This is a genomic window from Enterococcus caccae ATCC BAA-1240 (assembly GCF_000407145.1).
Classification (GTDB): Bacteria; Bacillota; Bacilli; order Lactobacillales; family Enterococcaceae; genus Enterococcus_L; species Enterococcus_L caccae.
This window is the reverse complement of sequence record NZ_KE136472.1, coordinates 678,925-691,231: the sequence shown is the minus strand read 5'-3', so window position 1 is coordinate 691,231 and position 12,307 is coordinate 678,925. Positions and strand designations below refer to the sequence as shown.

Genomic DNA, 12,307 nt, shown 5'->3' with positions numbered 1-12,307 from the left:
ATTATAATTGATTACTAATTTTTTCAATATTTTTTAAAACGATTGATACTGTTCCATCAGGGTTATTAACAAATTCAATTAAATCCCCATTTCGATAAACTTCCAGTGGAACGATCAACTCAATTCCATTACTCATTTTCAATTTTTGTTTACCAAATTTTTTCTCTGAAATTTCTCTTGCTTCACGAACTGGCGGTGTTTTATCGACAAATTTTGATTCGTTGACTTCATCTTGATAAGCCATTCTGGCAGAAATATTCTCTTTAAAAACTAGCTCTGCGACTTGCTCATTATCGATTGTACCAGTCTCTTCAATACTTTCATATACAGCTTCTTTCACAGAGGCAATCAATTCAAATTCATCTTCGTTAAATTTTTTACCAATCCGTTTTACTGCTTTTTTGATTTCTTTCATATTTTCTTCAATAGATGGTGCTGGTTGAGATTCAATCACTTTCTCTGAAAAATACCAGACTTTTTCACCTGAAAACTCATAACGTTTCTCCAACAGCTCATATGCTAAGGTGTCTAGATTAACGGTCATTCCCTCATCTGGTTTTTGCGATTTTGAAGGTAAAATTGCTCGATTGATGATTAGTTTGTTGTAAACGGCTTCGTCTTCGTAATCAACGTAATGCGTATAACTTTCTTTATAATTTAGTTTAATCATTGCTAAATGCATCACGGTATCTAATTCATATAAAATAAAAAGAACGTCCGCACTTGGTGCATCTTCACTACCTGAATAAACATCATACCAATGCTGCGCTAATTGCTGACTTTTTTGGACAAAGTCATTAGGAATCCCCCTCATTTTATCAACAAAGGTACTCTCTTCAGCCAAAATACCCGTTTTCGTTTGAGCTGTTGAAAGCTTTGTGATTTTGCTCGTCAAATAAACACGAATATATTCAGTCGTCAGATCTAATTCCTTCGCTGAAAATACTGGCGTCCCAGTTTCACGATCAATAATGTGTAATATTGCACTCTTTAAATAAATATCCATCTGTCATTCTCCCTTTTCTTAAGCCTTATTTAGTCTACCTGAAAGAACCAAAAATGCCAACTATTTTATTAGAAAAGCAGAATGGATTTATTCATCTTTTATCAGATCAGTAAAATGGCGGAACAAATCCGCTTAGTTTTAAAAAATAAGGAATTTATATGTGGAATCATTCCATCAAAAAAAGCAAGGTCACAATTTCTTGCCTTGCTTTAGTCAAACACAAATCGTTTCCATTCAACGTTTCTATTTAAGTCTCTTCAACAAACAATTTTCCAGTTGCTTCATCAACAGGATCCAGTTTATTGAAAATACCCTTTGTTCTAAAAATGTAAGTTAGGCTAAATGGAACAACGACAGCAATCAACATTGCTCCTAAAAATGGTAAATAGTACTGCGGAACAATCGACAAAATACCTGGTAATCCGCCAACACCAATACTGATGGCTTTTACATCAAATAAGGTAGAGAATAAACCGGCGCATGCTGATCCAATCATCCCCGCAACAAACGGATAAATATATTTCAAATTAATCCCAAACATTGCTGGCTCTGTAACACCCAGATAACAAGATATCATAGCTGGAATTGAAACTTGTTCTTCATCTTTATTTCCTCTATGCATAAAAACAACCGCTAATACTGCTGAACCTTGTGCAATATTTGATAATGCAATCATCGGCCATAAATTTGTTGATTGGAAATCGGCGATTAATTGTAAATCAATAGCATTGGTCATATGATGCAAACCGGTAATAACCAAAGGAGCATACATAAAACCAAACACAGCTCCGAATAACCAGTTAAGAGAAGAGGTTAATCCTGCATTTACGATATCTGAAATCCAACTTCCTATAGTCCAACCAATCGGCCCTAAAATTACATGAGCTGCAATAACAGTTGGTACTAATGCAAATAGCGGAACAAAGATCATCGAAACTGCTTGCGGTATCACTTTTCTGAAAAATATTTCTAGGTAAGCCAGTAAAAATCCAGCCAACATTGCTGGGATAACTTGGGCTTGGTAGCCAATCATATTTACTTGAGCAAAGCCAAAATCCCAAAATGGAATGTCGGCGGCTGCCGTACTTGCCACAGAATAAGCATTTAATAATTGCGGTGATACTAACGTGATACCTAAAACAATCCCCAGTATCTGAGTTGTTCCCATTTTTTTAGTAATACTCCAAGTAATACCTACTGGTAAGAATTGGAAAATCGCTTCACCTATCAACCATAAAAACGAATTCACTCCACTCCAAAATTGTGAAACTTCTACAATCTTCTGTCCATCTAAAAAGCTGAATGGAATCCCTTCCAATACATTACGAAAACCTAGTATCAATCCACCAATAACCAAAGCTGGAATTAACGGTGTAAAGATTTCTGCTAAAACCGAAATTGCTCGTTGTACTGGATTAAGATTTTGTTTAGCAGCGGCTTTCCCTTGCTCTTTGGAAACGCCTTCAACTCCTGAAATAGAAGAAAACTCATTATAAAATTGTGGTACTTCGTTCCCAATAATAACTTGAAACTGTCCAGCATTTGTAAACGTTCCTTTTACAGATGGAATTTTCTCAATCGCAGCTGTATCGGCTTTGCTTGGATCATTAAGTACAAATCGCATCCGTGTTGCACAGTGAGAAACCGCAGCAATATTCTCCTTCCCCCCTACATTTTCTAACAGTTGTTTTGCATCTTCTTGAAACTTACCCATCTTCTTTGCTCCTCTCCGGTAACTTGTATATACAATTATATTGTATTTGTATAATACTTTATTATTGAGATTTTTACAAGCGTTTTCTTTTTAAAAAATAAATTTTTTATTCTAAACCAAAAACCAAAGATCTACACACTATTTCAAAATACTGGAAATTATTTCACAAAATGGTACACTTGAATTTATCAAATAGAAATAAAACAACTACCCAACGTAGCTGTTTTGATAGAGGATAAAATGAAAAAAAATAAGCTTACCATTAGAGTAAAAAAGCGATTATCAGCTGTTCAGGTTTTAGCACTAGGATTTATGGTCCTGATTTTTTTGGGAGGTACACTACTATCCCTACCTATTTTTTCTCGTAGTGGGAATGCCACACCTTTTATTGATGCCCTATTCACAGCAGTTTCTGCCGTTTGTGTAACTGGTTTGACGACACTTAATACGGCTCTGCACTGGAATGCTTACGGTCAATTGGTTATCATGCTCTTGATTGAAATCGGTGGTTTAGGTTTTATGACTATGCCAGTCATTCTATATTTTATCTTACGTAGAAAAATAACATTAAGTACTCGAATATTATTGCGAGAGGCACTGAATCTTGATGACATGTCGGGAGCCTTTCGACTGATGATGTATGTCGTCAAATTAGCTGCTGTCATTCAATTAGCTGGAGCTATATTGCTATCTATCGAGTTTGTTCCTGAATTTGGTTGGAAGAAAGGTCTTTTCTTTGGGCTATTTCATTCTATTTCTAGTTTTTGTAATGCGGGATTCGATTTATTAGGGGATAGTTTAACGCCTTATCAAGCAAAACCTTATGTTTTACTCGTAATAGCCGCTTTAATTATTTCTGGTGGTCTTGGTTTTATCGTTTGGCAAGATTTACTACGTTTTAAAGAAAAGAGGAAGTTTTCTTTGCATACAAAAATCGCATTGATTACTACTGCTTCTTTATTGATTGGCGCTTTCATCATTTTTTTCATTACTGAACACAATGCAAGCAATTTGACAACAGGGACAAGTTTTATTGATCGATTAGCTAATACATTTTTCATGTCCGTTACACCAAGAACCGCTGGTTATTACTCGATCGATTATATGCAAATGACAAATGCTGGTTTGATCACTACAATCTTTTTGATGTATATAGGCGGAACATCTGGCTCTACTGCCGGCGGTCTTAAAACAACCACCTTTGCTGTATTGATCATTCAAATCGTTTCAATTTTTAAAGGTCGGACACGAGCAGAATTCCAAGGACGTACGATTAGAAACAGCACAGTATTTCGTGCTTTAACCTTATTTTTCATCACCTTGACCTTATGTGTCCTCTCAATCATGCTCTTGACGATTACTGAAAATATTCCAGAATCTTCTGGTATAGAGTATGTCGCTTTTGAAGTATTTTCTGCATTCGGTACTGTTGGATTGACTATGGGCTTGACACCAGACCTCACAATTGCTGGAAAAATTATCATTATGTTATTGATGTACATTGGGCGGGTAGGCATTTATACTGTTGGTTTTTCATTACTCACAAAAGGGCAAAAGCAACAAGCGAAATTTAAATACCCAGATGAGAGTGTCATGATTGGATAGAATAAAAAAGAGAGCGGAACAAAACTAATGATCAGTTTTGTTCCGCTCTCTTTAATTGAATAAATAGTGAGACAACGGGTTGCTTCAGAAATAAGCATTTTTTCTCGCTCTTTTTATTGTTTTAAAAATTTTTCAATGTACATAAAAATCCCACCTCTTTTGAAGGTGGGAAAAGGAGTTTTACTCTAAAGAGTAAAATGAAAAAATAAAAAGGGTTGTTGTTGGTATGAAATTATAATACTATTTTTTTTAAATATTATCAACTAATAACCCTTGGACATTCTTAATTATTTCAAAAAAAAGATCAAAACGTTTTCTTTTTTATTTTTAAATAAAATAAATTCTTATTTAAAATAGGTCTATGGCTAATTAAAAATCCCATCTTCAGTAGAAGATGGGAAAAGGAGTTTTACTCTAAAAGAGTAAAATGAAAAAATAAAAAGGGTTGTTGTTGGTATAACAGTATAATACCGTCAAATTAATAAAATTTCAACTAATAACCCTCGAAAATTTCAAATTAATACTATTCATGCATAATATCAATAAAAAGAATGGACTATTTAATTTAAATATCTATTTGTTTTTACTTTTTTACACTTTACAATTATTACTTTTTCTGAAAAAGCAATAATTACTGCACAAAAAAACGATTCAATTTAATTGAATCGTTCTGAAAGTCTTTAATTAGTTTTTTACGATGTTTGTTGCTTGTGGTCCACGTTGACCTTCTTCGATATCAAATGATACGCTTTGGCCTTCGTCTAAAGATTTAAATCCGTCACCTTGGATTGCTGAAAAATGTGCGAATAAATCTGTTCCGTTATCTTGAGTAATAAAACCAAAACCTTTGTCTGCGTTAAACCATTTCACTGTACCTGTATTCATAAATGTGTTCCTCCTAGTGCTTTTAGCACGATTAATTTTTGCAATACCTTTGTGATAAAAAAAAGAGGAATTAAAACACCCTTACGAATGAAATGACCTATTAATTTCAATTACAATTATACTACATTTGTTATTATACGACGTTATGAGTTGAAAGTATACCTTTTTATCCAATTATGAGGAAACACTCATTTAATTCATTTCCTCCACGGACTCGACTTCTCTTAAATATTAAAATCCCACCTCATATAAGGTGGGATAAGGATAGTTATTTGTTAAGGTATTGATTTTTCAGACCTACTTAGTTTACTATATAATACATATTCATGCAATCAAAAAATATTATAAACATCCTTTAACTTTGAATATCCATTTGGTATTTCCTCCATAGCTTCAATCAGTGATCCTTTGATCTTCTAAAAAACTTACAACTCGTACATTTGAGGTATTTTTAAAATCTGACGTTCTATCTATAAAGCTGTTAATATAGATCGTTGAATTTGAAGAAAACCCTTCTTTTTCTATAGCTTCCGAATTTTTAGAAGCTTTTTAAGTTCATCTACTTCCTTTTTTACTATTAGTAAAACTTTTACTTTCTTCTCACTATGCTTCTTCGGTTTTGGGAAAGTTTTTTTGTCAGCTGTGTCAATTACGTATTAAATTATGTTCGTCTCCCCTATACGCTCAAATATATTTTAATCATCCGTTGGTGTAAAATTAATTGTTTAGAATTGGAAATACTACGAATCATTTGGTCACATAACAAACGAATACTATTTTCCGAAATTATTGAAGAGCTTTATCAAAAAATACTGCATGCAAAAAGCCATCCGCCCACAGAAGTTCAGGGTGAATGACTTTTCCAAAACAATTTTCAATGTTACTATTTCTTCGGTTCGTCTTCGTCCATTTTCAGAACTGCCATGAAGGCTTCTTGAGGAACTTCAACAGAACCAACTTGTTTCATTCGTTTTTTACCATCTTTTTGTTTTTCTAGCAGTTTACGTTTCCGTGAGATATCCCCACCATAACACTTAGCTAAAACGTTTTTACGCAATGCTTTGATTGTTGACCGTGCCGCAATTTTTTGCCCGATAGCCGCTTGGACCGGCACTTCAAACTGTTGACGAGGAATTAATTTTTTCAACTTTTCAACGATCACTTTGCCACGTTCAAAAGCAAAATCTTTATGCACAATAAAACTTAAGGCATCGACTTTTTCTGAGTTTAGTAAAATATCCATCTTAGATAGATTACTCTTACGATAACCGATCATTTCATAATCTAATGAAGCATACCCTTTTGTACCGGATTTTAAACGATCAAAGAAATCATACACGATTTCCGATAACGGCATATCGTAAATAACATTTACTCGGTATTCATCTAAATAATCCATTGTCACGAATTCACCACGTTTGCGTTGAGAAATTTCCATTACAGCACCAACATACTCATTCGGCACCATAATTGTTGCCTTAACGTATGGCTCTTCAACAAAGTCAACAGTACTTTGATCTGGAAATTCCGCTGGATTATCAACCACGATTTTTGTACCGTCCGTTTTAGTCACATGATAAATTACAGATGGCGCAGTCGTGATCAAATCAAGATTAAATTCTCGCTCCAAGCGTTCTTGGATGACATCCATATGCAGTAAACCTAGAAATCCACAACGATAACCAAATCCTAAAGCTTGAGAAGACTCTGCTTCAAACTGCAAAGCCGCATCGTTTAATTGTAATTTTTCCAAAGCTTCACGCAATTCAACATAACGAGAGTTGTCAATAGGATACAGTCCACAATAAACCATAGGATTCATCTTACGATAACCATCTAGCGCTTCTTTGGCAGGATTATTTGCTAACGTCACAGTGTCCCCCACTTGCGTATCACGAACCGTTTTAATTGCAGCTGTAATATATCCAACATCCCCAACCATCAAAAAGTCACGACTGATTGGTTTTGGTGAAAAGATTCCCACATCAGTTACTTCAAAGGTTTTATTATTATTCATCATCATGATCTTATCACCAGGTTTCACAACACCATCCATGATCCGAACATTCAAAATAACCCCACGATAACTATCGTAGACTGAGTCAAAAATCAGTGCTTTTAATGGTGCTTCAAGATCACCAGTTGGTGCTGGAACTAAATCAACGATTTGTTCCAAAATATCTTCAATCCCAATTCCCGCTTTAGCACTTGCTAAAACCGCATCACTGGCATCGATCCCAATCACATCTTCGATTTCTGTACGAACACGCTCAGGATCTGCTGCTGGTAAATCGATTTTATTGATAACTGGAATAATCTCCAAATCATTATCCAAAGCTAAATAAACATTGGCTAATGTTTGTGCTTCAATTCCTTGAGCCGCATCAACAACTAGAATGGCCCCTTCACAAGCAGCTAAACTTCTCGACACTTCATAGGTGAAATCCACGTGTCCAGGAGTATCGATCAAATGAAAGATGTACTCTTCACCATCTTTCGCTGTGTATGTTAATTCTACTGCATTTAACTTGATTGTAATTCCGCGTTCACGCTCTAAATCCATCGCATCAAGTAATTGATCTTGCATTTCACGATCTGACACAGTTTCGGTTTTTTGTAAAATCCGATCAGCAAGTGTTGATTTTCCGTGGTCAATATGAGCAATAATGGAAAAGTTACGAATTTTTTCTTGTCTTTGCTTCATTTCATTTATATTCATTAATAGTCCTCATTTCTTTTATGAAAAGCTGAATGAGCTTGTGATTTCATTGAATAGTTTATTCGCTCATCGCTCAGATCATTTTCAATCAGCACTACCCATTATAGCAAGATTTCTACTAGAATTAAAGAACTTTCCTGTGTTTACTCACGGCTTTTACAAATCTGTTGCTTTATTCGCCCGTAATGTCGCGCTGCTTCCAAAATAAAAAAGACTGTCTGCACAATACCTAGCAATAGATACTCTCGAAAAGAGTTTTAGCTCTTTAACACGTTCCTACCAGATAGACAAATAATGAAGAAGAAAGTGCTCTTCACTATATTTCAGATTGACTTCCTCTGTTAACTCCATCATCTCAACTCCTATTCGCAGCTAGAAATGCTTCTTTACCAATTCTTAGTAAGTATTTCTCTATTTATTCCATTTTTTTTGATATACTGGAAATACAAAACTAATTGGAGATGGAAAAATGGACCAAAAAGAGTTCAGAGATAATTTAGAATTAAAAGCCGTAGATGAAAAATATGTGGATCAGTTCAATGAATTATTGAGCTATGTCTTCCAATTTACGGAAGCAGATTTAGAAGAAAGCGGCTACGAAAGTAAAAAAGAATTGATTAAGTCAAAGCAACCTATTTTAGAACAATCAAAAGTATTTGGTTGGTTTCATGATGAACAGCTGATTTCTCAAATTGCGATTTATCCTTGTGAAGTGAATATTCATGGAAAAATTTTCAAAATGGGCGGCATTACCGGTGTTGGCACCTATCCTGAATATGCCAATCATGGATTGATGCAGGATTTGATTCATCTTGCTCTTAAAAATATGCGTGACGATCAACAATGGATTTCTTACCTTTATCCCTATAGTATTCCTTATTACCGTAGAAAAGGCTGGGAAATCATGTCTGATAAACTATCATTCAAGATACGCGATACCCAATTACCTAAACAAGTAACCATCCCTGGAATGGTGGAACGCGTCAGTGTAGATCATGAAGATGTGTTTACCGTTTACGCAAAATTTGCTCGTCAAAATCATGGTGCATTGATTCGCAGCGAATTTAACTGGGAAGAATATTGGCGTTTTGAAAATGAAGATGAACGAACTGCCGCTGTTTACTATGGCGCAAATCAAGAACCGTTAGGTGTACTTTTTTACTGGGTAGCTGAAGATGTTTTTCATATCAAAGAAATGTTCTATATCAATCAAGAAGCACGCAATGGCTTGTGGAATTTTATTTCAGCCCATTTTTCAATGATTGATTGGGCTGAAGGTGATATTTATAAAAATGAACCACTAGCCTTTTTATTAGATGACAGCCAAATCAAGGAAACGATCGAACCTTATTACATGGCCAGAATTGTAGATGTTAAGGAAATGCTGCTAGCTTATCCATATGTTAGTACAGCAAAACCGTTTCATTTTGTAGTGAGCGATCCAGTTGCTGAATGGAATAATGGTGTGTTTAGTTTACTATGGGATGAAGATGACCAAGTTTCTGTAACAGATGAACCGTTAGGACAACCTGTGCATATCGATATTCAAACCTTGACTTGTGTCTTGATGAATTATCGCCGTCCGACTTACCTACATCGAATCGAACGTTTGGATACGGATAAGGAAACATTGAATTCATTAGAACGGATTTTACCGGATCAAGAGGCATACTTTAGCGATTATTTTTGATTATAGTACGAATGATTACTTAATAAAGGATGATTTTTATGAATGATTTTCTTGTTATTCCAACCTTACTAGCCAAAACACCAAACATGCAATTATCATTTGCAGAAATAGAAGCACAAATGTCCTATAATCATGTACTACCTGAACTGGCTAAAACTTATAGTGCCTGGTGGACTAAAAAAGAGCATTCTTTTTCAAGTGCTTGGGCTGCTTATGGTTATCAAGTTGATAAAGTTGATTTAGTTAATCAATTCGTCTTTTTCCAGAAAAAAAAAAATACAAGATTACCTTAGAGGTGAAAAAATGAAAATTTATTTTGCAGGACCAATGTTTGCAAAAGCAGACCTACTTTATAATGAATATATGGTGAAAAAAATACGTGAATTAGATGATTCAATCGAGGTTTATCTACCGCAAGAAAATGGTGCGATCAATGATAAAACCGCCTATGCTGATAGTAAAATGATTGCGTTAGCTGACACTGAAAAAGTTCTTGAAAGTGATTTGCTTATAGCTATTTTAGATGGTATTACGATTGATGCTGGTGTAGCATCTGAAATCGGTGTTGCTTATGCTAAAAATATTCCAATGATTGCCTTATATACAGATACTCGTCAACAAGGTTTTGATAATCAAAAAAAGCTTGCAGCTTTAGGTGATACGGCTGAAAATCAATTCCACTATTTAAACCTGTACACTGTAGGTTTAGTTAAATTAAATGGAACTGTCGTCAGCTCTGAGCATGAATTTTTAGATTTAATCAAAGAACAGTTAAACAAATAATTTACTTGCTTATTATAATATAAGCATATTGGAGGCTTTTATATGAAATTGGAATTTGAGGATAAACAAGAAAAAAGTGCCTTTTATTTTTTACTTGTATTTGGTGTTATGACGTTACTCGTCAATATTGTTAAAACATTTGTAGTTCAACCAACGGAACAATATGTGTTATTGACGTTTGAAATGATTGCAGGAATTGCTGTGATTTTTGTCCCATTTGTTTTTACAAAATTTACTGGATTGGTTTTTCCAAAAATGGTCCGACTTTATTATTGGTTCTTCATTTGGATCGCCGTTTTCCTAGGAACTGGCTTACGATTAATCATCATTGTGCCATTTTGGGATAAAATTCTTCATGCAGTCAGCCCAATTTTATTAGTCGCTGTGGGTTATGCGATTATTGGCTATTGTTTACGTGACTCAGATTTTTCTAAAATAAGCCCTTGGTTATTCATTATTATGGGCTTTGCTTTTGCTGGATTATGCGGTGTTTTCTGGGAGTTCTGGGAATTCCTCTGTGATTCACTGGGGAATATGAACTTACAACGATATATGACAGAAGCAGGCCAGCCTTATATCGGTCGTGCAGCATTAATGGATACGATGGGGGATTTATTTACGAATACGATCGGTGCATTGATTTTAACGGTTTATAGTTTCACGCAACGACACAAACCAGACTATTTTAAAGCTTATGCGTTTAGAAAAGTGAATAAATAAAAAAACGACAACTTTAGTCATTCTAAAGTTGTCGTTTTTTATTTATTCTACTTCTAACTCAACTGAAATATTTCCTCTTGTTGCTTTTGAGTATGGACATACTTCATGAGCTGCCTTAACTAATTCTTCTGCTGTTTCACGATCAACATCATCGATTTTAACAGATAAGACAACCCCAACTTGAAAACCAGTTTGTTCATCACTAAATAATGAAACCGTCGCTTTTACTGTGCTTTTTGATGTAATTTTTTGTTTCGCCATCACAAGTTCTAAAGCACTGTTAAAACAAGAGCTGTATGCAGCCGCAAATAGTTGTTCTGGATTTGTTTTATTTTCTTGATGAGGACCAGGTGATGTCACTTGATAACTAAATGATTTATCTGGTGAGAAAACTTCTCCTTCTCTTCCTCCTGTATTGATGATTGTTGTTGAATAGATTTTTTTCATGATTCTTTCCTCCAATTCCTATTATCATAACCGTATCGTACAATTAAATTGTACACAATATTTTTATTGCTGTACAATAATTTGCTTCATATCATTCAATTCTGCTTCTAAAAAAACTCCAAAAAGTTGGCATTTAAATCATCCCCTTCTTTTTGAAGTTTTTCGGTAGTATATTTTAATGGTTGATTTCACTAATTTGCTTGCTTAAAGAGTTGATTTGTTCAATCAATGAAAAATACTTTTTTTCATTGAAATCAAGCTGATTTAAACACCCTTGTACTTGATCATAGATCTCTGTTTCTAATTGAAGCGCTTTTTCTGAAAGCGAAACAATCACGATTCGTTCATCTTCAGGCAGTCTATTGCGATGAATGTAACCATTTTTCTCCATCCTTTTCAACATAGGAGTCAAAGTTCCTGTATCAAGCGCTAGTTTTTCGCCAATATCTGAGATCCTTTGATCTGAATATTCCCATAAAACGAGCAAGACTAAATATTGAGGATAAGTTAACTGAAACGGTTTTAATGCCTTAGCGTACATTCTATTGAATTGTTTTGAAGCTGTTTGTAAAGAAAAACACAATTGTTCTTCTAATCGTCTGCTTTTTTTGTCCACTGGATCCCTCTTTTAAATTGTTATTATAATAGTTAGATTCTACACAATATCATTTTTAAAATCAATTTTTTACACTTAAAAAATGTGGCTGAGACATAACTTTTCGCGTTATGTCTCAGCCA

Annotated in this window: 11 protein-coding genes; 5 read left to right on the top strand and 6 right to left on the bottom strand. The window is 34.5% G+C overall.

The features are described from left to right. Position 1: 1 nt before the first annotated feature. Positions 2 to 1,006, bottom strand: a complete 1,005-nt coding sequence (locus I580_RS03080) for a nucleoid-associated protein (protein ID WP_010772772.1) — start codon at positions 1,004 to 1,006, stop codon at positions 2 to 4. A gap of 247 nt (positions 1,007 to 1,253) precedes the next feature. After that, complete coding sequence (gene treP, locus I580_RS03075) at positions 1,254 to 2,720, bottom strand: PTS system trehalose-specific EIIBC component (RefSeq protein ID WP_010772773.1); 1,467 nt, start codon at positions 2,718 to 2,720, stop codon at positions 1,254 to 1,256. A gap of 240 nt (positions 2,721 to 2,960) precedes the next feature. On the opposite strand from treP, the gene I580_RS03070 reads away from it, so the two are divergent. Next, positions 2,961 to 4,325, top strand: a complete 1,365-nt coding sequence (locus tag I580_RS03070) for a TrkH family potassium uptake protein (protein WP_010772774.1) — start codon at positions 2,961 to 2,963, stop codon at positions 4,323 to 4,325. Positions 4,326 to 5,009: 684 nt separating this feature from the next. On the opposite strand, the gene I580_RS03065 is transcribed toward I580_RS03070, so the two are convergent. Further along, a complete protein-coding gene (locus tag I580_RS03065; protein WP_010772775.1) occupies positions 5,010 to 5,210 on the bottom strand; it encodes a cold-shock protein in 201 nt (66 codons plus the stop codon). An 883-nt stretch (positions 5,211 to 6,093) separates the two neighbouring features. Next, complete coding sequence (lepA, locus tag I580_RS03060; RefSeq protein WP_010772776.1) at positions 6,094 to 7,929, bottom strand: translation elongation factor 4; 1,836 nt, start codon at positions 7,927 to 7,929, stop codon at positions 6,094 to 6,096. Positions 7,930 to 8,398: 469 nt separating this feature from the next. Here lepA and I580_RS03055 point away from each other — a divergent pair, with 469 nt between their 5' ends. From I580_RS03055 to I580_RS03040, 4 genes are read left to right on the top strand one after another with little or no spacing between them, the layout of a single operon-like run. Beyond that, the gene (locus I580_RS03055) at positions 8,399 to 9,619 is read left to right on the top strand and encodes a GNAT family N-acetyltransferase (RefSeq protein WP_010772777.1); all 1,221 of its coding nucleotides are present in this window, start codon (positions 8,399 to 8,401) and stop codon (positions 9,617 to 9,619) included. A gap of 38 nt (positions 9,620 to 9,657) precedes the next feature. Then, on the top strand, positions 9,658 to 9,912 hold the full coding sequence (locus tag I580_RS03050; protein ID WP_010772778.1) for a DUF7662 domain-containing protein: 255 nt from the start codon (positions 9,658 to 9,660) through the stop codon (positions 9,910 to 9,912). A gap of 10 nt (positions 9,913 to 9,922) precedes the next feature. Further along, positions 9,923 to 10,402 (top strand): nucleoside 2-deoxyribosyltransferase, encoded by a 480-nt coding sequence (locus tag I580_RS03045; protein ID WP_010772779.1) that lies wholly within the window; start codon positions 9,923 to 9,925, stop codon positions 10,400 to 10,402. Between the two features lie 42 nt (positions 10,403 to 10,444). Continuing rightward, positions 10,445 to 11,122, top strand: coding sequence for a DUF2238 domain-containing protein (locus I580_RS03040; protein ID WP_010772780.1), 678 nt, complete (start codon positions 10,445 to 10,447; stop codon positions 11,120 to 11,122). Between the two features lie 42 nt (positions 11,123 to 11,164). Here I580_RS03040 and I580_RS03035 read toward each other — a convergent pair whose 3' ends face one another. Then, positions 11,165 to 11,569 carry an organic hydroperoxide resistance protein gene (locus tag I580_RS03035; RefSeq protein WP_010772781.1) on the bottom strand — a complete coding sequence of 135 codons (405 nt, stop codon included), beginning with the start codon at positions 11,567 to 11,569 and terminating at the stop codon, positions 11,165 to 11,167. A gap of 175 nt (positions 11,570 to 11,744) precedes the next feature. Next, positions 11,745 to 12,185, bottom strand: a complete 441-nt coding sequence (locus tag I580_RS03030) for a MarR family winged helix-turn-helix transcriptional regulator (protein ID WP_010772782.1) — start codon at positions 12,183 to 12,185, stop codon at positions 11,745 to 11,747. Positions 12,186 to 12,307: the final 122 nt, after the last annotated feature.

Bases quoted from the DNA above. Each gene is read 5' to 3' on its own strand.
- I580_RS03080 (WP_010772772.1), bottom strand. From the start codon at position 1,006: ATGGATATTTATTTAAAGAGTGCAATATTACACATTATTGATCGTGAA.
- treP (WP_010772773.1), bottom strand. From the start codon at position 2,720: ATGGGTAAGTTTCAAGAAGATGCAAAACAACTGTTAGAAAATGTAGGG.
- I580_RS03040 (WP_010772780.1), top strand. From the start codon at position 10,445: ATGAAATTGGAATTTGAGGATAAACAAGAAAAAAGTGCCTTTTATTTT.
- lepA (WP_010772776.1), bottom strand. From the start codon at position 7,929: ATGAATATAAATGAAATGAAGCAAAGACAAGAAAAAATTCGTAACTTT.
- I580_RS03055 (WP_010772777.1), top strand. From the start codon at position 8,399: ATGGACCAAAAAGAGTTCAGAGATAATTTAGAATTAAAAGCCGTAGAT.
- I580_RS03045 (WP_010772779.1), top strand. From the start codon at position 9,923: ATGAAAATTTATTTTGCAGGACCAATGTTTGCAAAAGCAGACCTACTT.
- I580_RS03050 (WP_010772778.1), top strand. From the start codon at position 9,658: ATGAATGATTTTCTTGTTATTCCAACCTTACTAGCCAAAACACCAAAC.
- I580_RS03065 (WP_010772775.1), bottom strand. From the start codon at position 5,210: ATGAATACAGGTACAGTGAAATGGTTTAACGCAGACAAAGGTTTTGGT.
- I580_RS03070 (WP_010772774.1), top strand. From the start codon at position 2,961: ATGAAAAAAAATAAGCTTACCATTAGAGTAAAAAAGCGATTATCAGCT.
- I580_RS03035 (WP_010772781.1), bottom strand. From the start codon at position 11,569: ATGAAAAAAATCTATTCAACAACAATCATCAATACAGGAGGAAGAGAA.